This window comes from Pseudoxanthomonas dokdonensis (assembly GCF_001431405.1).
GTDB classification, from domain to species: domain Bacteria; phylum Pseudomonadota; class Gammaproteobacteria; order Xanthomonadales; family Xanthomonadaceae; genus Pseudoxanthomonas_A; species Pseudoxanthomonas_A dokdonensis.
In genome coordinates this window covers 1-25,362 of the sequence record NZ_LDJL01000017.1, presented here as the reverse complement: position 1 = coordinate 25,362, position 25,362 = coordinate 1, and the positions used below count along the sequence as shown (strand labels likewise).

At 65.1% G+C, this 25,362-nt stretch carries 29 protein-coding genes; 25 read left to right on the top strand and 4 right to left on the bottom strand.

Going from position 1 to position 25,362, the window contains the following annotated elements; all coding sequences use genetic code 11:
• Window positions 1-10: 10 nt before the first annotated feature.
• Window positions 11-724: a DUF3108 domain-containing protein gene (locus tag ABB29_RS14465; RefSeq protein ID WP_083487957.1), complete on the top strand. Its 714-nt coding sequence runs from the start codon at window positions 11-13 to the stop codon at window positions 722-724.
• A 3-nt stretch (window positions 725-727) separates the two neighbouring features.
• Window positions 728-1,417 (top strand): DUF3108 domain-containing protein, encoded by a 690-nt coding sequence (locus ABB29_RS14460; protein WP_057660298.1) that lies wholly within the window; start codon window positions 728-730, stop codon window positions 1,415-1,417.
• A 54-nt stretch (window positions 1,418-1,471) separates the two neighbouring features.
• Here ABB29_RS14460 and ABB29_RS14455 read toward each other — a convergent pair whose 3' ends face one another.
• From ABB29_RS14455 to ABB29_RS14445, 3 genes are read right to left on the bottom strand one after another with little or no spacing between them, the layout of a single operon-like run.
• On the bottom strand, window positions 1,472-1,783 hold the full coding sequence (locus ABB29_RS14455; protein WP_057660296.1) for a hypothetical protein: 312 nt from the start codon (window positions 1,781-1,783) through the stop codon (window positions 1,472-1,474).
• A 39-nt stretch (window positions 1,784-1,822) separates the two neighbouring features.
• Window positions 1,823-3,094: a UDP-N-acetylglucosamine 1-carboxyvinyltransferase gene (gene murA / locus ABB29_RS14450; protein ID WP_057660295.1), complete on the bottom strand. Its 1,272-nt coding sequence runs from the start codon at window positions 3,092-3,094 to the stop codon at window positions 1,823-1,825.
• 55 nt (window positions 3,095-3,149) lie between these two features.
• Window positions 3,150-3,380: a BolA family protein gene (locus ABB29_RS14445; RefSeq protein ID WP_057660293.1), complete on the bottom strand. Its 231-nt coding sequence runs from the start codon at window positions 3,378-3,380 to the stop codon at window positions 3,150-3,152.
• Between the two features lie 52 nt (window positions 3,381-3,432).
• Between ABB29_RS14445 and ABB29_RS14440 the strand changes: the two genes are divergently transcribed.
• The 16 genes from ABB29_RS14440 to ABB29_RS14365 all read left to right on the top strand — a co-directional run bounded on the left by ABB29_RS14440 (window position 3,433) and on the right by ABB29_RS14365 (window position 16,956).
• A complete protein-coding gene (locus ABB29_RS14440) occupies window positions 3,433-4,434 on the top strand; it encodes a KpsF/GutQ family sugar-phosphate isomerase (RefSeq protein ID WP_057660291.1) in 1,002 nt (333 codons plus the stop codon).
• A 9-nt stretch (window positions 4,435-4,443) separates the two neighbouring features.
• A complete protein-coding gene (locus ABB29_RS14435) occupies window positions 4,444-4,992 on the top strand; it encodes a KdsC family phosphatase (RefSeq protein ID WP_057660289.1) in 549 nt (182 codons plus the stop codon).
• Entirely contained in the window at window positions 4,989-5,549 is a 561-nt protein-coding gene (gene lptC, locus ABB29_RS14430; protein ID WP_057660287.1) for an LPS export ABC transporter periplasmic protein LptC, read from the top strand. The genes ABB29_RS14435 and lptC overlap by 4 nt, the downstream gene beginning before the upstream one ends.
• A complete protein-coding gene (lptA, locus tag ABB29_RS14425) occupies window positions 5,530-6,039 on the top strand; it encodes a lipopolysaccharide transport periplasmic protein LptA (protein WP_057660286.1) in 510 nt (169 codons plus the stop codon). The genes lptC and lptA overlap by 20 nt, the downstream gene beginning before the upstream one ends.
• Window positions 6,039-6,758 (top strand): LPS export ABC transporter ATP-binding protein, encoded by a 720-nt coding sequence (lptB, locus tag ABB29_RS14420; protein ID WP_057660285.1) that lies wholly within the window; start codon window positions 6,039-6,041, stop codon window positions 6,756-6,758. The genes lptA and lptB overlap by 1 nt, the downstream gene beginning before the upstream one ends.
• A gap of 230 nt (window positions 6,759-6,988) precedes the next feature.
• A complete protein-coding gene (locus ABB29_RS14415) occupies window positions 6,989-8,434 on the top strand; it encodes an RNA polymerase factor sigma-54 (protein ID WP_057660284.1) in 1,446 nt (481 codons plus the stop codon).
• Window positions 8,435-8,786: 352 nt separating this feature from the next.
• Entirely contained in the window at window positions 8,787-9,110 is a 324-nt protein-coding gene (gene hpf, locus ABB29_RS14410) for a ribosome hibernation-promoting factor, HPF/YfiA family (RefSeq protein WP_057660531.1), read from the top strand.
• A 223-nt stretch (window positions 9,111-9,333) separates the two neighbouring features.
• Window positions 9,334-10,284 (top strand): HPr(Ser) kinase/phosphatase, encoded by a 951-nt coding sequence (hprK, locus tag ABB29_RS14405; RefSeq protein ID WP_057660282.1) that lies wholly within the window; start codon window positions 9,334-9,336, stop codon window positions 10,282-10,284.
• A gap of 53 nt (window positions 10,285-10,337) precedes the next feature.
• Window positions 10,338-11,192: an RNase adapter RapZ gene (rapZ, locus tag ABB29_RS14400; protein WP_157062684.1), complete on the top strand. Its 855-nt coding sequence runs from the start codon at window positions 10,338-10,340 to the stop codon at window positions 11,190-11,192.
• 55 nt (window positions 11,193-11,247) lie between these two features.
• A complete protein-coding gene (locus ABB29_RS14395) occupies window positions 11,248-11,640 on the top strand; it encodes a PTS sugar transporter subunit IIA (protein ID WP_057660278.1) in 393 nt (130 codons plus the stop codon).
• Window positions 11,633-11,902 (top strand): HPr family phosphocarrier protein, encoded by a 270-nt coding sequence (locus ABB29_RS14390; protein WP_057660276.1) that lies wholly within the window; start codon window positions 11,633-11,635, stop codon window positions 11,900-11,902. The genes ABB29_RS14395 and ABB29_RS14390 overlap by 8 nt, the downstream gene beginning before the upstream one ends.
• A complete protein-coding gene (gene ptsP, locus ABB29_RS14385; RefSeq protein ID WP_057660274.1) occupies window positions 11,902-13,620 on the top strand; it encodes a phosphoenolpyruvate--protein phosphotransferase in 1,719 nt (572 codons plus the stop codon). Before ABB29_RS14390 ends, ptsP begins: the two co-directional genes overlap by 1 nt.
• Window positions 13,621-13,761: 141 nt before the next feature.
• Window positions 13,762-15,123: a magnesium transporter gene (gene mgtE, locus ABB29_RS14380; RefSeq protein WP_057660272.1), complete on the top strand. Its 1,362-nt coding sequence runs from the start codon at window positions 13,762-13,764 to the stop codon at window positions 15,121-15,123.
• A 69-nt stretch (window positions 15,124-15,192) separates the two neighbouring features.
• Window positions 15,193-15,810: a DUF1294 domain-containing protein gene (locus ABB29_RS14375; protein WP_057660269.1), complete on the top strand. Its 618-nt coding sequence runs from the start codon at window positions 15,193-15,195 to the stop codon at window positions 15,808-15,810.
• Between the two features lie 47 nt (window positions 15,811-15,857).
• Window positions 15,858-16,679: a carboxylesterase family protein gene (locus tag ABB29_RS14370; protein WP_057660268.1), complete on the top strand. Its 822-nt coding sequence runs from the start codon at window positions 15,858-15,860 to the stop codon at window positions 16,677-16,679.
• Between the two features lies 1 nt (window position 16,680).
• Window positions 16,681-16,956, top strand: a complete 276-nt coding sequence (locus ABB29_RS14365) for a hypothetical protein (protein ID WP_057660265.1) — start codon at window positions 16,681-16,683, stop codon at window positions 16,954-16,956.
• A gap of 49 nt (window positions 16,957-17,005) precedes the next feature.
• Here the strand turns inward: ABB29_RS14365 and ABB29_RS14360 are convergent, their stop codons facing one another.
• A complete protein-coding gene (locus ABB29_RS14360; protein WP_057660263.1) occupies window positions 17,006-17,560 on the bottom strand; it encodes a DUF2058 domain-containing protein in 555 nt (184 codons plus the stop codon).
• A gap of 64 nt (window positions 17,561-17,624) precedes the next feature.
• Between ABB29_RS14360 and ABB29_RS14355 the strand changes: the two genes are divergently transcribed.
• The 7 genes from ABB29_RS14355 (at window position 17,625) to ABB29_RS14325 (ending at window position 25,171) form a co-directional block, all read left to right on the top strand.
• On the top strand, window positions 17,625-18,122 hold the full coding sequence (locus ABB29_RS14355; protein WP_057660529.1) for a M48 family metallopeptidase: 498 nt from the start codon (window positions 17,625-17,627) through the stop codon (window positions 18,120-18,122).
• Window positions 18,123-18,207: 85 nt separating this feature from the next.
• Window positions 18,208-18,807 (top strand): transcriptional repressor LexA, encoded by a 600-nt coding sequence (lexA, locus tag ABB29_RS14350; RefSeq protein WP_057660527.1) that lies wholly within the window; start codon window positions 18,208-18,210, stop codon window positions 18,805-18,807.
• Window position 18,808: 1 nt separating this feature from the next.
• The gene (gene imuA, locus ABB29_RS14345; protein WP_425414780.1) at window positions 18,809-19,435 is read left to right on the top strand and encodes a translesion DNA synthesis-associated protein ImuA; all 627 of its coding nucleotides are present in this window, start codon (window positions 18,809-18,811) and stop codon (window positions 19,433-19,435) included.
• Window positions 19,436-19,444: 9 nt separating this feature from the next.
• Window positions 19,445-20,863, top strand: a complete 1,419-nt coding sequence (locus tag ABB29_RS14340; protein ID WP_057660261.1) for a Y-family DNA polymerase — start codon at window positions 19,445-19,447, stop codon at window positions 20,861-20,863.
• 68 nt (window positions 20,864-20,931) lie between these two features.
• Window positions 20,932-24,111, top strand: a complete 3,180-nt coding sequence (locus ABB29_RS14335) for an error-prone DNA polymerase (protein WP_083487954.1) — start codon at window positions 20,932-20,934, stop codon at window positions 24,109-24,111.
• 8 nt (window positions 24,112-24,119) lie between these two features.
• The gene (locus tag ABB29_RS14330; protein WP_083487952.1) at window positions 24,120-24,731 is read left to right on the top strand and encodes an alpha-ketoglutarate-dependent dioxygenase AlkB; all 612 of its coding nucleotides are present in this window, start codon (window positions 24,120-24,122) and stop codon (window positions 24,729-24,731) included.
• 110 nt (window positions 24,732-24,841) lie between these two features.
• Window positions 24,842-25,171: a hypothetical protein gene (locus ABB29_RS14325; protein ID WP_170185878.1), complete on the top strand. Its 330-nt coding sequence runs from the start codon at window positions 24,842-24,844 to the stop codon at window positions 25,169-25,171.
• Window positions 25,172-25,362 lie beyond the last annotated feature (191 nt).

Below are 25,362 nucleotides of genomic sequence, written 5' to 3'. Positions count from 1 at the left end.
GTTGCCGACGATGAGCCGTTACCTGGCGCCATGCCTGACGCTGGCATTGCTGGCCGTTGCCTTGCCCGCGGCGGCGCTGGAGCCGTTTGTCGCCACCTACCAGGCCTTCAACAAGGGCAAACTGGCCGGCAGTGCGACGATGCGGGTGACCCAGGGCAACGCCGGCCGCTGGCAGATCGATCTGGCGGTCAAGGGCACCAAGGGCTTTGCCCGCATCGTCGGCCTCAATATCGAGCAGAGCACGCTGTTCGACGTCCGCGATGATCGCTACATCCCGCTGACCCAGGCCACGGTCAAGCATGCGCTGTTCACCGGCAAGAAGATGACCGGTGTCTACGATTGGCAGACCCGCCAGGCGCACTGGCAGGGTGACATCAAGAAGGAACGGCGGCAGCCATTGCCTCTGCAGGACGGTGACCTGAGCGCACTGCTGATGAACCTGGCCGTGATCCGCGACGCCGAACCTGGCAAGCAGTTGCAATACCGGGTGGTCGACAACGGCAAGGTGCGCCAGTATCAGTATGCCGTGGCCGCGGAGACTGAAATCGTGGCCGTTGACGACCTCAGCTACGATGCGATGCGCATTGCCCGCACCAATGGTGGCAATGACGAAACCATCTTCTGGGTCGCCAACGGCGTCCCTACCCCCGTCCGCATCCTGCAGAGGGACAATGGCGAGGACGCCATCGACCTGCGGCTTTCGGACTACCAAGGAGTGCAGTAACTGATGAATCAGCCAACTCACCGCAAGACTTCGCTGCTCGGCATTGGCCTGGCGAGCGCCATCGCCTGCGCACCGGCTTCCGCGATGGAAGCATTCAGCGCCGCCTACCAGGCCAGCGCCATGGGCATGCAGGGCAACGGCCAGATGGTACTCAGCGCACAGGGCAACAATCGCTGGGAATATGCGCTCAGCATCCGCAACAACCTGGTCGATCTGAGCCAGAAGACGGTGTTCGAGGAAGCCGGTGGTACGCTGCGTCCGTTGAGCAGCAGCGACGTATCGAGGGTGCTGGTCAAGCAGAAGTCGGTCAACACCCAGTACGACTGGGACAAGGCCCAGGCGACCTGGAGTGGCGATGTCAAGGCCGACCGTGCCGGTCCGGTGGCGTTGAAGCCGGGCGACATGGACGCACTACTGGTCAACCTGGCCATCGTGCGCGATGTCAGCGCCGGCAAACCACTGAATTACCGCATGATCGAAAACGGCAAGGCCAAGATGGTCAGCTACAAGGTGGCAGGCAAGGAAACCATCAACGTCGGCGGCAAGTCGCGCGAGGCGACCAAGGTCGTCAACAACAATGGCGACAAGCAGATGGTGGTGTGGGTGGTACCGGACGTGCCGGTGCCGGTGCGCATCCTGCAACGCGAGGATGGCGAGGATTCCATCGACCTGCATATCCAGTCCTGGAAGTAAGCTGCGCGCCTGCGGCGCCCACCCAGGAAAAAGCCCGGCCAAGCCGGGCTTTTTTCATTCCGCCTTGGCCGCCGGCTGCATGCGGGTGACGCAATCGACCCGGATCAGCTTGTGGCCGTCGCGCCATTCGTAGCTCTTGCAGACCCGGTTGCCGTCGATCTGTTCTTCGACCACCACTGCGTAATAGGCCTGCATGATCTCGGTCTCGGTCACCTGACCATTGCCATCCCAGTCCATGTCCTTGGTTTCCAGGCCACGGGTACCGGCCGAACCGGTGAAATGCAGGTAGGCAACCAATGCCAGCAGCAGCGCAACCAGGATCAGCAAAGCCTTGCGCTTGCCGGTAAAGCGGCGATGGCGACTCATCAGTCAATCTCCGTCGAACACATGGGGCAGCTTTGCCCGTCAGGAAACACGTTTGATCGTCGCACCCAGCGCACCCAGCTTCTCTTCGATGTTTTCGTAGCCGCGGTCGAGGTGGTAGATGCGGTCGATGGTGGTGTCGCCTTCGGCCACGAGGCCAGCCAGGATCAACGAGGCCGACGCGCGCAGGTCGGTCGCCATCACCGGCGCACCGCTCAGCTGCTTGACGCCCTGGACGACGGCGGTATGCCCTTCGACACGGATGTCGGCGCCCAGACGCAGCAGTTCGTTGACGTGCATGAAGCGGTTCTCGAAGATGGTTTCGTTGATGATGCCAACGCCATCAGCGACGCAGTTCAAGGCCATGAATTGGGCCTGCATATCGGTCGGGAACGCCGGGTACGGAGCAGTGCTCAAACTGACCGCCTTGGGCCGCCGCCCCTGCATGTCCAGAGTGATGCTGTCGGCCGTGGTTTCGATGACGGCGCCGGCTTCGGTCAACTTGTCGAGCACCGCATCCAGGGTGTCGGCGCGGGCCTTGCGCGCGGTGACACGGCCACCGGTCATCGCCGCGGCCACCAGGAAGGTACCGGTCTCGATACGATCCGGAAGCACCGCATGGCGGCCGCTATTCAAGCGTTCAACGCCATGGATGGTGATGCGCGAGGTGCCGGCGCCTTCGATGCGCGCGCCCAGCGCAATCAGGCAATCGGCCAGATCGGTGACCTCCGGTTCCATCGCTGCGTTTTCCAGCACAGTGGTGCCTTCGGCCAAGGTCGCGGCCATCAGCACGTTTTCGGTACCGGTCACGCTGACCATGTCGAATACATAACGACCGCCCTTCAGGCGCCCGGCCTTGGCCTTGATGAAGCCGTTTTCGACGGTGATCTCCGCACCCAGTGCCTGCAGCCCCTTGATGTGCTGGTCGACCGGGCGGGAGCCGATTGCGCAGCCGCCAGGCAGCGAGACCTCGGCAGCGCCGAACCTGGCCAGCAACGGGCCCAGCACCAGGATCGAGGCACGCATGGTCTTGACCAGCTCATACGGTGCGACATGCTGGTTGACGCTGCGCGGGTCGACGATGATGCTGCTGCCCTTGGCCAGGGTGCCTTCGTCGATGCTGATGCCGGCACCCAGCTCACCCAGCAGTTTGACCGTGGTCACCACATCGTGAAGATGCGGCACGTTGCTGATTTCAACCGGCCCATCGGCCAGCAGGGTCGCGCACAGGATCGGCAATACCGCATTCTTGGCGCCGGAGATGGTGACTTCACCGTTCAGCGGATGACCGCCGGTGACTACGATTTTCTGCATGTGTGGCCTGCAATGGGAAGGCGGAAAGAACGGACGCTGCTGCGCGAGGCGATGCTCAGCGGACTTCGTCCGGGGTCAGGGTTTTCAGGGCCAACGCGTGGATCGCCCCGCCCATCAGATCGCCCAGTGTGGCGTAGACCATGCGGTGCCGTGCCAGCGGCAGCTTGCCGGCAAATGCCGCGCAGATGACGGTGGCCTCGAAGTGCACCCCGTCTTCGCCCTGCACCTGGGCCTGGCTGTCCGGCAGGCCGGTTTCGATCAGATTACGGATGGTTTCAGCGTCCAACAGGCTTTTCCTAATAAAATGCCAGCCTATTCTACCCTTGGCACGGCTGCTCATGCCCCAGACCACACTCCGGATTGCCCCCGATGTCGACAGCCTGCTAGCCAGCGGCCGGCGGGTCATCGATATCGAGACCCAAGCCCTGCAGGCAATGGCCGCGCGGCTGGACGGCAGCTTCTCGGCCGCCTGCCAGCGCATCCTTGCCGGTGGCGGCCGGGTGGTGGCGACCGGGATGGGCAAGTCCGGCCATATCGCGCGCAAGATTGCCGCGACCCTGGCTTCGACCGGCACGCCGGCGTTCTACGTGCATCCGGGCGAAGCTGGCCACGGCGACCTTGGCATGATCACCGATAGCGATGTGGTGCTGGCGCTGTCGTATTCCGGCGAGTCGGACGAAGTCCTGATGTTGTTGCCGGTGCTCAAGCGCCAGGGCAATACCGTGATCGCGATGACCGGCAAGCCGCAGTCGACCCTGGCCCGCGAAGCCGATATCCATCTGGATGTCAGTGTGCCAGCCGAAGCCTGTCCACTGGATCTGGCGCCGACCAGCAGCACCACCGCCTCGCTGGCGATGGGCGATGCGCTGGCGGTGGCGTTGCTGGATGCGCGCGGTTTCACCGCCGACGACTTCGCCCGTTCGCACCCGGCCGGCAGCCTCGGCCGGCGCCTGCTGCTGCATATCACCGACGTGATGCACAGCGGCGACGAGGTGCCATCGGTACCGGCCAGCGCCAGCCTCAGCCAGGCACTGATGGAAATGAGCCACAAGCGCCTGGGCATGACCGCGGTGGTCGATGACGATGGACGCCTGGTCGGGATGTTCACCGATGGTGATCTACGCCGCACGCTGGACAATCCGGCACTGGATGTCCGCCAGGCCACCATCGGCGAGGTGATGACCCGGCAGCCCAAGACCATCGACGCCGATCAACTGGCGGTCGAAGCCGCCCGCCTGATGGAAACCCACAAAATCAGCGGCCTGATTGTCGTCGATGGCGATCATCGTCCACTGGGAGCGCTCAATATTCATGACCTGTTGCGCGCGCGCGTGGTCTAACCGTACCTCATGAATCGCTTCCCGTTTACCTCACTTTCGCCGGATCTGCAGGCACGCGCGGCCGCCATCCGCCTGCTGTGCCTGGATGTCGACGGCACGCTGACCGACGGCCGCCTGTACCTTGACGAGCAAGGGTGCGAAAGCAAGGCCTTCCACGTCCATGATGGCCAGGGCATGGTGCTGCTGCGCCGCGCCGGCATCGACGTCGTGCTGATCACCGCCCGCCACAGTCCGGTCGCGCATCGGCGCGGACAGGAACTGGGCATAGCGGTGATGGATGGGGTCAAGGACAAGCTCAGCCAGGTGCAGGCGCTGGCCGCCGAACAGGGATTGACCCTGTCTCAGGTCGCGTTCATGGGCGATGACTTGGCCGACCTGCCCTCATTGCGGGCGGTTGGCCTTGCCCTGGCTCCGGCCGATGCGCACCCGTGGACGGCACAATCCGCGCACTGGCAGAGCACCGCCAACGGTGGCCAGGGAGCAGTCCGCGAGGCCTGCGACCTGATCCTGGCCGCGCAGGGCCGGGTCGAGGAATTCTTTGACGGGAGCCGCTCATGAACTGGCGTGCGTTGATTGGCGTGGTGCTGCTGGCAGCGGCGATCTTCAGTGCCTGGTCGGCCTGGGATCAGCGCAAGAAGGAAGCACCGACGCTGGCTGAAACCGATCGCTCCGACTACGTCATGTACGATTTCGAGATGGTTGCGCTGGACAAACAGGGCAAGGAATCGGTCAGTCTGCGCGCGCCGGAGATGCACCGCGAACCGGCTGACGAAACCTATCGCATCACCACCCCGCTGTTCCTGGTCCCGAATGCCGAAGGCCAGCACTGGCACGTCACTTCGCAGACCGGCTGGGTCAGTGCCAAGGGCGACGAGCTGCGCCTGTTGAAAGACGTCAAGGGCGTCAGCCCGAGCGCCATGGAGCGGCCTTCCAGCTTCGAAACCCAGCGCCTGAACATCTTTCCGCAAAAAAACCTGGCGGTGACCGACCAGGTGGTCCGCATGTCGCAGCCCGGTGCCACGCTTACCGGCCGCGGATTCGAGACCAATCTAGAAACCGGCCAATACACTCTCAAGTCGCAGGTAAGGACACGTTATGAACCGAACTCCCGCTAACGCCCCGTTGTTGCTGGCCGCGCTGATATTGATGTTGCTGCCGGCACTGGCAATGGCCAAGTCCAGCGACCGCAACCAGGCGATGGAAATCGAGTCGGACCATCAGTCCGGCGTCGTCGATGGTGATGGTTCCACCGTCCTCAGCGGCAACGTGGCGCTCAAGCAGGGCACGCTGGACATCAAGGCGGACAAAGGCGAGATCATCCGCAAGAACGGCGATCTCTCGCAGGCCATTTTCACCGGCTCGCCAGTGACCATGAAACAGCAGCTCGATGACGGCAGCCCGATGACCGCCGTCGCCAACCGGGTTGAATACGATCTGCTGGCCGACGTGGTGACCTTCATCGGCGACTACACCGTCAAGTCACCGAAAGGCTCCAACAGTGGCCAGAAAATGGTCTATGACCTGAAATCCGGCAACATGCAGAGCGGCGGCGATGGCAGCCGCGTGCGCACCGTCATCCAACCCAAAAAGACCGGGGGCAACTGATGCTGATCGCCCAGGGACTGCGCAAGAGCTATCGCCAGCGCAAGGTAGTGGCCGATTTCGGCCTGACCCTGGATGCCGGCGAAGTCGTCGGCGTGCTGGGCCCCAATGGTGCCGGCAAGACCACCTGCTTCTACATGATCGTCGGCCTGGTCAGTGCCGATGCCGGCAAGATCGAACTGGATGGCCAGGACATCACCAGCGAACCGATGTACCGGCGGGCGAAGCTGGGGGTCGGCTACCTGCCGCAGGAGCCATCGGTATTCCGCAAGCTCAGCGTGTCCGACAACATCCGGCTGGTCCTGGAACTGCGCGAAGACCTCGACGGCCCCGGCCAGGAGCGCGAACTGGCCTCATTGCTGGACGAACTGCAGATCACCCATGTCGCCGACCAGATGGGCGCCAGCCTGTCCGGCGGCGAGCGCCGCCGCTGCGAGATCGCCCGGGCGCTGGCGGCCAAGCCACGGCTGATGCTGCTCGACGAGCCCTTCGCCGGGGTCGATCCGATCTCGGTCGGCGAGATCCAGCGCATCGTCAAACACCTGAAGGATCGTGGCATCGGCGTGCTGATTACCGACCACAACGTGCGCGAGACCTTGGGAATCTGCGACCGTGCGTATATCCTCAACGAAGGGACGGTACTGGCGCAGGGGGCGCCGGACGCGTTGCTGGCCAATCCCGACGTGCGCCGCGTCTATCTGGGCGAAGCGTTCCGTCTGTGAAGTGCGCCGGCGCCTCCGCGATGCGGGGTGCGCCGTCCACGGCGGAATGATCCGCGGCCGGCAACGATGCTGCCGGTTGCGTGGTACCGCCCCGGGGAATACATACATCACCGATACGCCGCCGGTGGCAATCTTGGCACCGGCCGGCGACGCCGGCGTGATCCGGAGTCGCCGCCGCCATCGCTGGTGGTTCACCGCACACGACAGGCTCCGGGGAGCGCTGGGTTGAAATGAAAGCACGTCTGCAGACATCGTTGGGGCAACAGCTGGTCATGACGCCGCAGTTGCGTCAGGCCATCCGCCTGCTGCAGATGTCCACCACCGAGCTTGAAGCAGAGCTCAGTGAAGCTGTCGAGACCAATCCGTTGCTGGACTGGGCGGATGAGTCGGAGGCCGGCGGTCCCAGTGGCGAAAACAGCCCAGCCGGGGAAGCCGCCGGCGAACCGTCACCAGCCGATGACGCTGACCCGCGCGACAGCGACGGCCCCGCCGATGACTGGATGCCCGAGGACAGTCAATGGAGCGGTGGCAGCGGCGGCTCATTCGATGATGATGAACACGGCAGCGCCGCCGAGCGCATGGCCGAAGTCGACAACCTGCATGACCACCTGCTGTGGCAGTTGCATCTGTCGCACCTGAGCGAACGCGACCGCCGGATTGGCGCCACCCTGATCGATGCGATGGAAGACGATGGCTATCTGCGGGTGCCACTGTCGGACATCGCCGACAGCCTGCGTCCGGAAATCCTGGCCGACGAAGACGAAGTCCTGGTGGTGCTGCATCAACTGCAGCGCTTCGACCCGGTCGGCGTCGCCGCGCGCAGCCTCAGCGAATGCCTGCAACTGCAGCTCGGCGTACTCAGCGATGACACACCGGGCAAGGCGCTGGCCCTGCTGATTGCCGGCACCGCGCTGGAACGCCTGCCCCGGAGCGGCGCCGCCGGCCTGGCCAGCGAACTCAAGCAGCCGCTGGCGGAGGTGGAAACCGCGATCCAGCTGCTGCGCGGACTCGACCCAAAACCCGGCGCGCAGATTGGCGAGCTGGCCCATGACAATTATGTGGTGCCTGACTGCGTGATCTGGCGCCAGCGTGGTGTCTGGCGGGTCGCCCTGTCACGCGCATCGACCCCCCGCATCACCATCCATCGCGCTTACGAAAGCATGATCAGCCGCTGCGGCGACAGCGATGCCGGCTACCTGCGTGGTCACCTGCAGGAGGCCCGCTGGCTGCTCAAAAGCCTGGAAGCACGTGGCGAGACCCTGCTCAAGGTGGTCCAGTGCCTGCTGCGCGAGCAGGCCGGCTTCCTCGAATTCGGCGAGCGCGCACTGCGACCGCTGACCCTGCGCGAAGTCGCCACCGAGGTCGGCTTGCACGAGTCCACCGTCTCGCGAGCGGTCGCCCGCAAATACGTGCGCACCCCGCGCGGCACCCTGCCGCTGCGCGCCTTCTTCGCCTCGGGCGTGGAAACCCAGGGCGGTGGTGGCGCCTCCAGCACCGCCATCCAGTCGATGATCAAGCAACTGGTGGAACAGGAAAACCCGCGCAAGCCGCTGTCCGACGCCAAGCTGGCCGAGCTGCTGAAGGATGCCGGGATTGCGGTCGCCCGCCGCACCATCGCCAAATACCGCGAAGCCCTCAACATCCTGTCCTCGCACGAGCGCGTGCGCCTGGACTGAGACGGCGCGGCCGAGGGGCGGAATCCTGCAACGCTTTTTTTACATCAAATTCGCGCGATGTATGCGCGCGGGCATCGCCAGGCCAACATCCGCCTCATGAACATGAGGCCGCCGCAACACTCGTCGTAAAGCGGCAGTGGACACTTGATTACCCGCCGCGAAAGCGCCATCTTGCTAGCAAGCCCGGATGCCGCCGAATGCTTGGCAATCGCGGCAAGCGTGGCCGTGACGTACCCCCGCCTGAACCAGAAGGAGAGCCGCCGAAACCCAGAGCCTTTTTTTGTTGTCCCAACCCAGGCAACAAAATCACCGCGGCGCAGACCGCGGCCCATCGACCGAAGGAGATGAAATGATGCGTATCGAGACTTACGGCCATGAAATCGAAGTCACCCCGGCATTGCGCGAATACGTCGAAACCAAGCTGCAGAAGCTGGAGCGGCACTTCGATCAACCTTTCGAGGTACGTGCGCAACTCGGCACGCGCAAACCCGACTATCTGGCCGAAGCCAATATCTCCGTCGCTGGGCGCACCCTGCACGCCGATGCCAGCGCACCGACCATGTACGCCGCCATCGATGTGCTGGCCGACAAACTCGACCGCGTCCTGCTGAAGTACAAGGACAAGAAGAACACCATCCAGCGCGACAGCGTGCGCGCCGCCGAAATCCCCGGCTGAGTAACAGCACGCGCAGTCCCGTGGTCCCGGCTCGGTCCGGGACCACCGGCACACAGGTGCGGGAAGCGACCCGCCCAGGCATCCGGCAATGGCAATGAGCGCCAGCGCACCCATCACCGATTGAGCGGCCGCGACGGTCGCGTCGACGGCGCCGGCACACTACACTGCGGACATAGGGAACGCCGCGACCGGCGTGTTTTTCTTCTGTCCTTTCCGGTATTGCATGAACACCAGCATCACTGCCCGCGAGTTGTTCGATCAACAGAAAGACAAACTGGTCCTGCGCTGGCTGGCCGGGCAGAAGGGCGATCATCGCGTGGTCGATGCCGGCGACACCCAGTCACGGCGTCCGTCGCTGGCCGGCTATCTCAACGCGGTCTATCCCAACAAGGTGCAGATTCTCGGGACCGAGGAACTGACCTGGCTGGATACTCTGGACTCGCGGCAACGCTGGGAGACCATCCAGAAGATCATCCAGTTCCGGCCGCTGGCGCTGGTCATCAGCAAGAACCAGCCCTGCCCCGAGGATCTGCGCGAAGCGGCCAATGAGACCGACACGCCGCTGTGGTCATCGCCCAAGCGCGGCCACGAGCTGCTCAACCATCTTTCGTACCACATGGCCCGCACGCTGGCGCCACGGGTGACCCTGCACGGTGTGTTCATGGAGATCTATTCCATCGGCGTGCTGATCACCGGCGAAGCCGGCTCGGGCAAGAGCGAGCTGGCGCTGGAACTACTGACCCGCGGCCACCGCCTGGTCGCCGACGACGCGCCCGAGTTCACCCAGATCGCACCGGACGTGCTCGACGGCACCTGCCCGGAACTGCTGCAGGACCTGCTGGAAGTGCGCGGACTGGGCGTCCTCAACGTACGCGAGATGTTTGGCGATACCGCGGTCAAGAAGAACAAGTATCTGCGCCTGATCGTCCACCTGACCCGGCCGATGACCGAACCCACCCCGCACGGCTACGAACGTCTTACCGGTGACAGCGGCACCCGCCACGTACTGGATCTGGATGTGCCGCTGATCACCCTGCCGGTGATGCCGGGGCGCAACCTGTCGGTGTTGACCGAAGCGGCGACCCGGCTGCATATCCTGCGCACCAAGGGCATCGACCCGGCGGCGATGTTCATCGCCCGCCATACCAATCTGCTGGAACGGACCCGGCCATGAATACGGATCCGCGGCACGAACTGGAAGAAGACGGCAGCACCGCCAGTCCGCCCATGGTGGTCATCGTCAGCGGGCTGTCCGGTTCCGGCAAGTCGGTCGCCCTGAAGACCTTCGAGGATCTGGACTACTACTGCGTCGACAACCTGCCGGTAGAGCTGCTGCCGTCGTTCGTGCGCAGCCTGATGCGCGACGATGTGCTGCCGCAGAAGGTCGCGGTTGGCATCGACGTGCGCAACCGCCACAGTGACCTCAGCAAGCTGGCGCAGTGGCGCAGCGCGCTGGCGCAACTGGGGCTGGACGGCAAGCTGATCTTCTTCGATGCCGATGACGAGGTGCTGCTGCGGCGTTTCTCCGATACCCGGCGCCGGCACCCGCTGGCCCATTCGGGCCTGCAGCTGCACGAATCAATCCTCAGCGAACGCAGGATTACCGCGCCCTTGCTGGCCGAGGCCGACGTAGTCATCGACACCAGCAAGCTCAACGTGCACCAGTTGCGCCGGCGCATCATCTCGGAATTCGCATTCCAGCGCGGCAACGTATTGTCGCTGCTGTTCGAATCGTTCGCCTACAAGCGCGGCGTGCCCGGCGACGCCGATTTCGTGTTCGACGCCCGGGTGCTGCCCAATCCGCACTGGATTCCCGAACTGCGGCCCTATTCCGGCCGCGACGGCAAGGTTCGCGACTACCTGGCTTCGCAGCCGGAAGTAGCCGAATACGTGGACCAGGTCACCCGCTTCCTCGACACCTGGCTGCCGCGCCTGCAGGGCGAGACCCGCAGTTACGTGACCATCGCCTTCGGCTGCACCGGCGGCAAGCACCGTTCGGTATACCTGGCCGAGGTCATCGCCGGCCATGCCCGGCAGCAGGGCTGGGACGAGGTGGCGACCTATCATCGCGAGCTGGAATAGACCGTCCCGGTCTGCCGGCTTAATTCCCTGCACGCACTTCTGCTAACGTTTGCCCATGGCCTGTGGCATTCTTCTCATTACTCATCCGGGGATCGGCACGGCGATGCTGTCGGTGGCGGGCGTACTGCTGCGCAACCTGCCGCTGAAAGCCGAAGCGCTGGAAGTACCGTTCGACGCGGATCTGGACAGTTTGTTGCCGTTGGCGTCAGCTGCCCTGCGCCGCGTCGATGATGGCGAGGGGGTGCTGGTGCTGACCGACCTGTACGGCGCCAGCCCCAGCAACCTGGCCGCACGGGTAGCCCAGCTGGGCACGCCGGTCAGACGGGTGTCCGCGCTGAGCCTGCCGATGCTGTTGCGGGTGATGAACTATTCGGAACAGGGATTGAACGAACTGCCCGCGACCGCCGCCGCTGGCGCACGCAATGGAGTCATACACGACGATGCTTGAACGCGAACTCACCATTTCCAACCGCCTGGGCCTGCATGCACGGGCCACGGCCAAGCTGGTGCAGACGCTGGCACCGTTCCGCTGCGGCTGCACGCTGGCGGCCAAGGGACGCGAGGTCAATGCGAAAAGCATCATGGGCGTGATGCTGCTGGCCGCCGGACAGGGTACGTCGGTGCTGGTGCGGATGGACGGTGATGACGAGATGGAAGCGATGCAGGCCGTCGTCGAGCTGTTCGAACGGCGTTTCGACGAGGACGGCTGATGCGGCTGCTGCTGTCGGGCCATGGTGCATCCCGCGGCAGCGCGTTGGGCCGTGCCCACCTGCGGCTTCCGCACGTACTGGACGTCGCCGAACAGCACATCACCCAGGATCAGATTGCAGAGCAGCTGCAGCGCCTGCACGCGGCGATCGCCGCCACCCGTGATGAGATGCATGCGCTACGCCAGCGCCTGCACGGGGCATTGGCCAAGGAAGTCGGCGAGTTCCTGGATCTGCATGCCCTGCTGCTGGACGACCCGGAACTGCTGCAGGGCCTGGACCAGCTGATCCAGGCCGGGCGCTACAGCGCCGACTACGCCCTGCGCCTGCAGCGCGATCGCCTGGCGGCGGTGTTCGAGGGCATGGACGATCCATACCTCAAGAGTCGCATGGATGACCTGGACCACGTCATTGGCCGCATCCACCTGCACCTGCACCAGCGCGCGGTCGAAACCCAGGGCGTGGCCGGCCAGATCCTGGTCACCGACAACGTCGCCCCGTCCGAACTGGCGCAGTTGCAATCGCAGGGCGTAGTGGCGGTGGTGACCTCCGCCGGCAGCACGCTCTCGCACAGCGCCATCCTCGCCCGCAGCCTGCACATGCCGCTGGTGGTCGGCGCGGCGCATGCCCTGCAACGCATCAACGACGGCGATGTGCTGAGCGTGGATGGCGCCAGCGGCGCGCTCATCGTCAATCCCGACCCGTCAGACCTGCGCGCCTACCAGCTGCGCCTGCGCGAGGCCGAACGCGAAGAACGCGAACTCGGCCGTCTGCGCAGCAAACCCAGCCGCACCCTCGATGGCAGCGACATCGCCCTGTACGCCAATGCCGAATCGCTCGACGACGTCGCCAGGGCGCACGTGCTGGGTGCCGCCGGGCTGGGCCTGTACCGGACCGAATTCCTGTTCCTGCAGCGCAACCAGCCACCGGACGAAGAGGAACAGTTCCAGACCTATCGCGATGTCATCCTCGGCATGAACGGCCGTCCGGTCACCATCCGCACCCTCGATCTGGGCTCGGACAAGGTCGATCGCAGTGGGCTGACCCTGCCACATGAGGGCAACCCGGCGCTGGGCGTGCGTGGCGTACGCCTGTCGCTGGCGCACGCGCCGGTGTTCGAAACCCAGTTGCGCGCCATCCTGCGCGCATCGGACTACGGCCCGGTCCGCATCCTGGTGCCGATGGTCAGCAGCCGCGAGGAGATCATCGCCGTGCGCCGCTGCCTGAAGAAGGTCGCCGCGCAGCTGCGTGAGCAGGGCCATCCGGTCGCGCAGCGGTTGCCGTTGGGGGCGATGATCGAAGTACCGGCGGCGGCAATCGGCATGGCCGGTTTCATCGGTCTGGTCGATTTCGTCTCGGTCGGCACCAACGATCTGGTGCAGTACCTGCTGGCGGCGGATCGCAACAATGAAGCCCTCGGCGAGCTGTATTCACCGCTGCATCCGGGCGTGCTGCGGTTGCTGGCGCATGTCATCAGGCTGGGGGCCGAACACGGCAAGAGTGTGTCGGTGTGCGGCGAGATTGCCGGCGACCCGCGGCTGGTGCCGCTGCTGCTGGCGCTTGGGCTGACCGAATTCAGCCTGCATCCGGCGACCCTGCTGGAAGTGCGCCGCTGCATCCGCGCCAGCCATCTGCAACAACTGCGCGACAATGCCGGCAAGCTGCTGCAGGCACGCAGTCGCAGCGGCATCGAGCGCTGGCTGAAACGCAACAGCGCCTGAAACGCGCGCCGCGGCCGCGGCGCCATCTCACATCCTCCGACAACGCTGTCCATCCTTGTCAAGGCGGGCGATAATGTCGCGATGAACATCTGATGCCCTGGTCAATTCGGTCCAACGGATTGGCCCCTACCGGAGCACTCCATGGCCGAAGCCGTCCGCCACGACAAGACGTCCCGTCAGCTGCGTCTGTTGTCCGACGCCCTCGACAGCGGGCGCCTGGGGCCGGTGCGGCGCCTGGTCAACACGCTGGCGCCGGCGGAGATCGGCAACCTGCTGGAATCGTTGCCACCGGGCAAGCGCGAGGTGGTATGGGGCCTGGTCGATGCCGAGGACGACGGCGAAGTGCTGGTCCACGTCGGCGATGAAGTCCGCGAAAGCCTGCTGGCGGCGATGGACACCGACGAAATCATCGCCGCGGTCGAAGATCTGGATATCGACGATCTGGCCGATCTGGTCGAGGACCTGCCGGCGACGGTGATCGACGAAGTACTGAAGTCGATGGACCGCGACAACCGCGAGCGGCTGGAGCAGGTGCTGTCGTATCCGGAAGACACCGCCGGTCGCCTGATGAACCCTGACGTGGTGACCGTGCGCGCCGACGTCAACGTCGACGTGGTATTGCGCTTCCTGCGCCTGCGCGGCGAACTGCCCGAACATACCGATCATCTGTACGTGGTCAGTCGTCGTCACCAGTACCTGGGCCGGGTGTCGCTGGCCTCGCTGGTCACCCACGAGGACAGCACCCCGATCAATCGCCTGATCGATGACGAGCAGCCGGCGATCGATGTCGATGAGTCCGATGACGAAGTGGCCCGCCAGTTCTCCGATCACGACTGGATTTCGGCACCGGTGGTCGATGACAACAACATCCTGCTCGGCCGCATCACCATCGATGACGTGGTCGACATCATCCGCGAGCAGGCCGAGCACCAGGCCCTGGGCGCGGCCGGTCTGGACGAGGAAGAAGATCTGTTCAGCCCGGTCTGGCGCGCCATGCGCCGGCGCCTGATCTGGCTGTCGATCAATCTCGGCACCGCGTTCCTGGCCGCCAGCGTGGTCGGTCAGTTCGAAGGCACCATCGACAAGCTGGTGGCGTTGGCGGTGTTGATGCCGATTGTCGCCGGCATGGGCGGCAATGCCGGTACCCAGGTACTGGCACTGATGATTCGCGGCCTGGCACTGGGCCAGGTCGGTGCGGCCAACGTCAAGACGCTGCTGTGGAAGGAAGCGCGGGTCGGTCTGCTCAACGGCCTGGTACTGGGTGCACTGCTCGCGGTAATCGTGTTTTTCTGGTTCCACAGCGCGGGCTTGTCGGCGGTGATTTTCATCGCCTTGACCGCCAACCTGCTGTTTGCCGCGCTGGCCGGGGTCATGGTGCCGGTCACCCTGAAGCGCTTCGGCTACGATCCAGCCCTGGCCAGCAGTATTTTCCTGACCACGGTCACCGACGTGATGGGCTTCTTCACCTTCCTCGGCCTGGCCACGCTGCTGCTGTTGCATTGATCCTTCCGTGGCAAGGCAGGGTCGGCCATGTCCGGCTCTGCCGTTGTTCAAATTCCAGCGGTGCGCGATATGCAAAGACTCGGCAGGATTGTCGAATGGGATGACCAGCGTGGCTTCGGCTTCATCGTCGCGCTTGAACAAGCGCATCCACGCTATTTCCTGCACATCCGCGACTATCAGCAACAGGGGCGGCGACCGGAGCCCGGTGAGCTGGTCAAGTTCAGCGCACAGTCGCAGGCCGATGGGAAATGGCGTGCTGTCCAGGTCAGGCGGGCGGCATCGCCGTCAGCCACCCATCGGCCGCGCTCAAAGCACGGCAATGGCAACCAGCGCGGTCATGACCGGTCGCTGGCAGGCTGGATGGTGCTGATCACCGCATTAGGTGGACTGGCCTGGGCCATCCATCGACAACGGCTGCCATTGGAAGCCGGGATGTGGGCCGTCACCGTATCCGTCATCACCTACATCGCCTATGCGCTGGACAAGCATGCGGCGCAGTCCGGACGCTGGCGGATCGCGGAAAACAACCTGCACCTGCTGGAACTGCTCGGCGGTTGGCCCGGTGCGTGGATCGCACAACGCCTGTTGCGCCACAAGACACTCAAGCCGAGCTACCGGCGCGCGTTCTGGAGCATGGTCGTGCTCAATCTGGCCATGGTGGCCGGCTGGCTGTTGACGCAGCACTGAAACATGTGTCCTATCTCATGTCTGGTTCGTGTTGCCGACTCATTGCCATGCGCATTCCACGCTGTCTGTCACCGCTTTTCCGTTTCCCGCCACGATTGTCGATACTGGTATTGATCTCGCTGCTGGCAGGCTGCCAATCAATGCCCGACACATCATCCGGCACGTTCGTGTCACGCCAGATTGAATCCGGCGGCAAGTCCTATCGCTACCAGGTATTCGTGCCGGCAGCCGCGTTGCGACATGGCAGGACGCCGGTAGTGTTGTTCCTGCATGGTTCCGGGGAGCGCGGCAGCGATGGCGCGCTGCAGACGCAGGCCGGGCTGGGACCTTATCTGCGCAGCCATGCCGACAGCTTTCCGGCAATCGTGGTGTTTCCGCAATCACCATTGGAGCGGTCGTGGGACGGCGACATCGCGCAGATGGCGTTCGACACGCTGGATGCCGCCACTGGCGAGTTCAACGGCGATCCGCAACGTACCTATCTGACCGGCATGTCACGCGGTGGCTACGGCACCTGGCAAATGGCCTTGATGCAGCCACGACGTTTCGCTGCGCTGGCACCGGTCTGTGGCGGCATCACCCAACCGAACGTGGACACGCCACTGGTGGTCGATGCGGTGGCCGCTTCGCCGGATCCGTTTGCCGCCGCCGCGGCCGGGCTCAAGCACATCCCGACCTGGATTTTCCACGGTGGCAAGGACGACGTGGTGCCACCACAACAATCGCAGCGGATGTATGCGGCGATGCAGGCCGCCGGCGCCGACGTGCACTACACCGAATGGCCGCAGGCCAACCATAATTCCTGGGATCTCACCTACGCCGACCCACAGCTGTGGCAGTGGATGTGGCAACAGCAACGGCAGCCATGACATGAGCGGACTGATCCAGCCCTACTTCACTCCGGACTGGCGACAGCGCGTCATCGACTGTGCCTGCGGTTGGCAGGGTGCGTCCGCCGACATGGCCATGGACCTGCAGGAAGAGGTCACCGACTTTGCCTGTCCCCGCTGCGAAAGCCTGTTGCTGATCATTCCCCACCCCAGCCTGGATCAAGTGCGCCAGGCTGCCGCCGAGGGCCATGCCGAGGCGGTCCAGCAACTGGCCATCATCGAGGAAGCCTTCGGCAAACCGGATTCAACGGCCTGACGATGACCACCCGCAACGCAAGGAGAACCCGCGCAGTTGTGGGCGACGCTTACCAGATCAAATCGTCGGGCACCTGGAACTGCGCGTAATAGGCATCATCTTCGGCATCGGTCGCTGCCGGTTGGCGTTCACCATCGCGTCCGTGATCAAGCACGATCAGCCTGGCATCGCGTTCTCGCACCTTGTCGGCGGCGACCCGGGGCAACAGCTCGTGACGCCCATCCAGGCTGACGATGACCAGCGCGCCGGAGGCCAGTTGCCGGCGTAGATCCTCATTGACCAGCAGGCTGCGGATGGCACCGCCGCTACTGAAGCGGTATTCGATATCGCCTGAACGTGGCAGCTTGCGGTCTTCGATGATCTGCCGGGCCTGGGCACGCAGTTCGGCGATCCGGACCTGGGCCTTGTGTTGCGCGGCCAGGACACGGTCGCGCTCGGCTTTTTCAGCACGTGCGCGCTCGGCTTCCCGCTGGATTTCGCTGGACGGCGCCGGCGCTTTGCCATGCCGGGCCTTGTGCTGCTCGCGGGTGACTTCGGCCAGTTTCGATTTCTTGACCAGGCCGGCCTTGAGCAGTTGTTCCTGGAGTGGGTTGGCCTTTGCCATGTCGCGGTTTCTTGCCGATGGTTTCCGGTCCATGATACCTGCCGTGACCACCACCCGCGCACCGATGGACCCGCTGAAATACCTCGCCGGCTATCCGCCGCAGCTGCAGGCAAAAGTCCGCGAACTGATTGCACAGGGTCGCCTGGGCGAGGTGCTGAGCGCCCGCTACAGCCAGGCGCATGCGGTGCGCAGCGATGACCAGCTGTATGAATACGTGCAGGCGTTGAAGGATCGCCACCTGCGCCGTTCGGTGCCGCTGGGCAAAGTCGTCTACGACAGCAAACTGCAGGTGATGAAGCACGCGCTGGGCACCCACACCAGCATTTCCCGGGTCCATGGCGGCAAGCTCAAGGCCAGTCGCGAGATCCGCATCGCCACGGTCTTCCGCGACGCACCGGCGGAATTCCTGCAGATGATCGTCGTCCACGAACTGGCCCATCTGAAGGAAGCCGAGCACAACAAGGCGTTCTACCAGCTGTGCACGCACATGGCGCCCGACTACCACCAGCTCGAATTCGATCTGCGCCTGTACCTGACCCGGCTGGAGTTGGAACAGTCCTAGCGGGCCACTGCCTGAACGGCGGACGGGCAATGAAAATCTCGCCTGATGCGACCGAATGGTGTACAAATGTACACCTATGGACATGCTGCCTTCCCTGCCCCCCCAACGTGCCGCGGTGCTGGCTTTCCTGCGCCGCGAGCTGACTGCCGGACGAGCCCCGAGCCTGGCCGAAATCGCCGCCGCCTTCAGCTTTTCCTCGCGCAATGCGGCGCAGAAACACGTCCAAGCGCTGATTGCCGATGGCCTGCTGGAAGCCATCCCCGGCCAGAAACGCGGTCTGCGCCTGCCCGGTGGCAGCGCCGACCTGCTGCCGCTGCCGGTGCTGGGACGGGTTGCCGCCGGCCAACCGATTGGCGCCGACATCGGCCTGGACCAGCAGCTGTGGCTGGACCGGCGGTTGTTTTCGCCGGCACCGGATTACCTGCTCAAGGTCGAAGGCGATTCGATGATCGACGACGGCATCCTCGATGGTGATCTGGTGGGCGTGCATCGCAGCCCCGACGCCCGTGACGGACAGATCGTGGTCGCGCGCATTGATGGCGAACTGACCATCAAGCGCCTGCAATACCAGCAGCGCCGGATCCGGTTGCTGCCGCGCAACCCGGCCTATGCGCCGATCGTGGTCGAAGCCGGCCAGGATTTCGCCATCGAAGGCGTTTACTGCGGGCTGGTGCGACGTGGCTGACATCGGCAGCGTCGCCACCATCCAGACCCTGCTGGATGCCCGCACCCTGTGGCATGCCGGGCGTCAGGCCAGTGTTGCCGACGACGGCGAGCCCAGCGGTCATGCGCCACTGGATCGGCTGCTGCCGCAGGGCGGATGGCCACGGCGGGCACTGACCGAACTGCTGTTGCCGGCCGATGGCGTCGGTGAGCTGGCGCTGCTGATGCCGACCCTGGCTCGGCTGACCCAGACCGCGGCGACCGTGGCGGTGATTGCCCCGCCCTATCTGCCGTATGCACCGGCCTGGCAGGCCGCCGGCATCGATCTGGCCCATTTGCAGATCATCGACGCCACGCCCCGCGATGGCTTGTGGGCGTTTGAGCAGTGCCTGCGCAGCGGCGCCTGCGCGGCGGTACTGGGCTGGCCGCAGCAGGCCAGCGCGCCTTCATTGCGGCGCCTGCAGGTGGCCGCCGACAGCGGCGATTGCCTGGGTTTCGCGTTCCGCGACCACGCCCATGCGGCCAATCCTTCGCCAGCGGCCCTGCGCCTGCTGCGCACGGCGCCGGCGGCGGGCACGCCGGCCTGGCAGATCCTCAAATGCCGCGGCGGTCCCGCTCCCGCGCAACGTTTCGTCATCGAAGCCGGGTGAGGCACGCGCATGTTGTGGGCCTGTGTATTGCTGCCGCAGCTGGCGCTGGACGCCGTCCTCCGCCGTTTGCCTGATCCGCAGGCGCCGTTGGCGCTGGTCACCGGTGCGCCGCAACTGCGCAGTCTGCATGCGGTCAATGCAACAGCCGCACAGGCCGGCCTGCGTCCTGGCATGCGCCTGACCGCCGCCCACGCCTTGTTGCCGGAGCTGCGCCTGGTCGAACACGACCCGCAGGCCCAGGCGCATTGGCAACGCTTCCTGGCCGCCTGGGCCTATCGCCACAGTTCACTGGTCAGTGCGCAGTGGCCTGGCTGCATCGTGCTGGAGGTGCGCGCCAGCTTCCGTCTGCTGGGGCCGTGGCCGCGCCTGCAGGCCCAGTTGCGCGAGGAACTGACCGCACTGGGCTTCAGCCATCGCATCGGCCTGGCGCCGACCGCGCGTGCGGCCCAGGTACTGGCGGGATTGCGCGATGGCATGGCGTTGCCACACCCCGGTGCCATGGCCGACTGGCTGGATCGGGTGCCGGTACGCCGCGCCCGCCTGCCCGATGGCGCTGGCGAACGCCTGCAACAGATGGGTATCTGCGATCTGCATGCGCTACGCGGATTGCCACGCGACAGCCTGCGCCGGCGCTTCGGCCTGCCCTTGCTGGAGCATCTGGACCGCCTGTATGGCCAGGCCGATGACCCGCTGGCGTATTACACCCCGCCGGATCATTTCGATGCCAGGGTCGAACTGGGTTACGAAGTGGAAAACCACATGACGCTGCTGTTCCCGTTGCGGCGTTTGATTGGCGACCTGTGCACCTGCCTGTCGATCCGCGATGGCGGCGTGCAGCGTTTCCTGCTGCGACTGGAGCACGAAGGCGCACATACCGATGTCGAAGTCGGCCTGCTGGCTGCCGAGCGCGATCCGGCGATGCTGTTCGAGCTCACCCGCAACCGCCTGGAACGGGTGCGGATATCGCAGCCAGTGCTGGCGTTGCGCTTGCTGGCGCGAGAGCTGCCGTCATTCGTGCCGGCCAGCCGCGATCTGTTCGACCAGCGCGCGCAGCAGACATTGCCGTGGCCGCAACTGCGTGAACGCCTGCGCGCACGGCTGGGCGATGCGTCGGTGTACCGGGTGGCGCCATCGGGCGACCCGCGACCGGAGCATGCCTGGCAACGGCTGCAGACCGATCAGCAGGCCATCGACGATGCACCGCCGCGTCCAGCCCGGCCATGCTGGCTGTTGCCGCAACCGATTCCCTTGCGTGACCCGCGCCCGCGCATCGTCCACGGCCCCGAACGTCTGGAAAGTGGCTGGTGGGACGGCGCCGACGCGCGTCGTGATTACTACCTGCTGGAAACATCACAAGGCCAGCGTGCCTGGGCATTCGCCGCGCCGGGCGAGCGTAGCGGCTGGATGCTGCACGGGTGGTTCGCGTGAGCCGTGACCAGCAACGTCCCGATCATCCCGGGGCACGGGTACCGCGTGCCTGGGAGGTAGCGCAGCGGATGCACCTGCAGGCAGCCAACGATGACCTCGCCGCTGCCAGCGACGATCTGCCGGCCTATGCCGAGCTGCATTGCCTGTCGGATTTTTCATTCCTGCGTGGCGCATCCGATGCCGAGGCCCTGTTCCTGCGTGCCCGGGCCTGTGGCTATGAAGCGCTGGCGATCACCGACGAGTGTTCGCTGGCCGGCATCGTGCGCGCACTGGAAGCCTCGCGCGCGACCGGCCTCAAGCTGATCGTCGGCAGCGAACTGACCCTGACCTGCGGCACCCGGCTGGTGCTGCTGGTCCAGCATCATGCTGGCTACACCAGATTGTGCGAAATCATCACCACCGCACGTCGCGCTGCCGGCAAGGGCCAGTACCGCTTGAGCCGGCAGGACTTGCAGCAGGCGATCGGCGACGATGCGCGGGCATGCGGCCTGTTCGCGCTGTGGCTGCCGGCCATGGTCATCGATGAAAGCCAGGGCCAATGGTTGTCCAGCGTGTTCGGCGAACGGGCCTTCCTCGCGGTGGAGCTGCATCGCGAACAGGATGATGCGCTGCGCCTGCAACAACTGTTGCAGCTGGCCACCCGCTTGCGGATGACCGCGCTGGCCAGCGGTGACGTGCACATGGACGTGCGCCGCAGGCGCATGTTGCAGGACACGATGACCGCCATCCGCCATGGCCGCACGCTGTCCGATTGTGGCCGTTACCTGTTCCGCAATGGCGAGCACCATCTGCGCACGCGGCGGGCTCTTGGCAACATCTACGCTGCGGTGGCCGGCGGCCAGGCCCTGCTCGACAACGCGGTGCAACTGGCGCGCCGCTGCGATTTCCACCTCGATCAAGTGCGCTACCGCTATCCAGCCGAACTGGTGCCACTTGGCCACACCCCCAGCAGCTGGTTGCGGCAGCTGACCGAGGCTGGTTGCCGCGAGCGCTGGCCCGATGGCATTCCGGCGGCCATTGCTACCCAGATCGACAGCGAGCTGGCGCTGATTGCCGAGCTGCAATACGAAGCCTTCTTCCTGACCGTCGAGGACATCGTCCGCCATGCCAGGTCGCTGGGCATCCTCTGCCAGGGTCGGGGATCATCGGCCAATTCGGCGGTGTGCTTCGCGCTGGGCATCACCGTGGTCAACCCGGCCGAAAGCCGACTGCTGATGGCGCGCTTCCTGTCCAGGGAGCGCAACGAACCACCGGACATCGACGTCGATTTCGAACATGAGCGGCGTGAGGAAGTGCTGCAGTACGTCTACGCCAAGTATGGCCGCCAGCGCGCGGCACTGGCCGCCACCGTGATCCGTTACCGCGGCAAGAGCGCGGTGCGCGATGTCGCCAAGGCGTTCGGCCTGCCGCCGGATCAGATTGCCCTGCTGGCCGAATGCCATGGCTGGGGCAATGGCGAGACACCGATGCCGCAACGCCTGTCCGAAGCCGGTTTTGATCCGGACAACCCGCTGATCCAGCAGGTGCTGGCGGTGGCCGGGCAGTTGCACGGCCATCCGCGTCACCTGTCGCAGCACGTCGGTGGTTTTGTCATCAGCGATGCAGCGCTGAGCACGGTGGTGCCGGTCGAAAACGCGGCAATGGCCGAACGCACCATCATCCAGTGGGACAAGGACGATCTGGAAACCATGCGCCTGCTGAAGGTCGATTGCCTGGCCCTGGGGATGCTGACCTGCATCCGCAAGGCGGTGCAACTGGTCGAACGGCATCGCGGTTACCGCATTGACCTGGCGCGGCTGCCGATGGACGACCGGCCGACGTTCGATCTGATCCAGGCGGCTGACACGGTGGGTGTGTTCCAGATTGAATCACGCGCGCAGATGAGCATGTTGCCACGCCTGAAACCGGCGGATTTCTACGACCTGGTGGTGGAAGTGGCGATCGTGCGCCCCGGACCGATCCAGGGCGGCATGGTCCATCCCTACCTGCGTCGCCGCCAGGGCAAGGAGCCGGTGGTGTATCCCTCGACGGGGATCGAACAGATCCTTGGCCGCACGCTGGGCATTCCGTTGTTCCAGGAACAGGTGATGGAACTGGTGATCCATGCCGGTTACAGCCCGGAGGAAGCCGATGGCCTGCGCCGTTCGATGGCCGCATGGGGGCGCGGCGGCGACATGCAGCCGCATCGGCAGCGGATCCGCGAATTGATGGAAGCCAGGAACTATTCAACCGAATTCATCGATCAGGTATTCGAACAGATCAAGGGATTCGGCTCGTATGGATTCCCGCAGAGCCATGCGGCTTCCTTCGCCAAGCTGGTCTACATCAGCTGCTGGCTGAAACGCCACGAACCGGCGGCCTTCACCTGCGCGCTGCTCAATTCGCAGCCGATGGGCTTCTATTCGCCAAGCCAGATCGTGCAGGATGCGCGACGCGGCAAGGGCGGCCGCCGGGGATTGGAGATCCTGCCGGTGGACGCGACCTGCAGCGACTGGGACAACAGCCTGGAAGGCGGCCACGACCGGCGTGGCGATGACAGTGGACAGGCCGCCATCCGGTTGGGGCTGCGCCAGGTCGGCGGGCTGTCCGAAACAATGGCCACTGCACTGGTCGCTGCGCGCCGGCAACAGCCATTCCGCGACATCCACGACCTGTGCCTGCGCGCCGGCCTTGATGAAAAAGCGCGCCACGCGCTGACCGAAGCCGGTGCCCTGCAATCACTGGCCGGTCATCGCCATGCCGCACGCTGGGCAGTCGCCGGGATCGAACGGCAACGACCACTGTTGCCCGGAAGTCCCGACGAACAGCCAATCCAGCTGCCGGCGCCGGATCTGGGCGAGGAAATCCTGTCCGACTACCGCGCGGTCGGCTTGACCCTGCGCACGCACCCGTTGTCATTGCTGCGCGATCGATTGCGGCAAGAGCGGATCCTGGACTCACGGCAGCTGCAGGCACTGGCGCATGGACACAGCGCGCACGCCGCTGGCATCGTCACCCAGCGCCAGCGTCCGGGCACCGCCAACGGCACCATCTTCGTGACCCTGGAAGACGAGCACGGCATGGTCAACGTGGTGGTCTGGCCGGATCTGGCCATGCGCCAGCGCAAGGCATTGCTGGGCGCGCGACTGCTGTCGGTGCGCGGTCGCTGGGAACAGGTCGACGGCGTGCAGCATCTGATCGCCCGCCACCTGCAGGACCTGAGTCCGTTGCTCGGCGGCCTGCAGACCAGCTCGCGTGATTTCCATTGAGGGCCGCGGTGCGCGCATTCTCCGCTGCCGCTGATGATCTGTTCGCACCGCGCGTGCTGCAACTGGTCGATGACGCCGAAGGTGGCGTGCGCTACTGGCCGCGGTTTGTCGATGCACAGCTGGCCCGGCGCTGGTTCCAGCAATTGCATGCCCACGCGGCATGGACCCACCTGCAGCGGCCGATGTACCAGCGCATCGTCGACGTACCGCGGCTGCTGGCCCACTACGCCACCGATGCGCTGCCGACGGAGTTGCCCCTGGCCGAAATCCTGCAACGGGTGCAGGCCGAAGCGCCGGCGCCCTACAACCGGATCGGCATGAACCTGTATCGCGACGGCGATGACAGCGTGGCGATGCATCACGACAAGCTGCACAACCTGCAGCCAGGCCAGCCGATTACGCTGGTGTCACTGGGCGCGCCACGACGCATGTTGATCCGGCGCCAGGCGCGGGGCCGGCTGGCTGGTCGCGACGACACCATTGCCGTGGATCTGGCACCGGGCAGCCTGCTGCGGATGAGCCATGCTTCGCAACTGAGCCACGAGCACGGTATTCCCAAGTCCCGCCGCGAGCAGCCACCACGGATCAGCGTGGTGTTCCGCGCCCGCAGCGTCGACTAACCCCGGGCCGCTGACGGCTGGCTGCTGGCTGCTGGCTGCTGGCTGCTGGCATGCCAGAGTCCGCTAAGCCACACTTACCGCAACGGAATGGTACCGGGAGGATGCCGATGATGTTCATGATTGGCCAGGGTGAGCGCACCGTCGCCATCGGCCCGGCCGAGCCACGCGATTGCCCGCGTTGCCAGCAGCAGACCGATTTCGTGCCACAGCTGAAATACAGTTATGGCGAATTCGATCTGCTGTTCGGTTTCGTCTACAACAAACGCTATCAACTGGCCTGTCCACAATGCGGTCATGGCTGGATCCTCGACACACGCCAGACCGAACGCGACCTGCCCCGGCATCCGCTGCTGTTTCGCCTGCGTTATGGCTTTCTGATCCTGGCCGGGCTGATCGCCGCACTGGGATTGGCCGCCTACGCCTATCGTCATTCCGGCTGACGGCCGGCGTAACGCGCCCCCACCCCAGCCCTCCCCCGTGAACAGGGGAGGGAGCCGAACAATCACTTCGTCACGATGATCGTAAAGCGGCTGATCGCCGCACTGGCATTGGCCGCCTACGCCTATCGTCATTCCGGCTGACGGCCGGCGTACCGCGCCCCCACCCCAACCCTCCCCCGTGCACGGGGGAG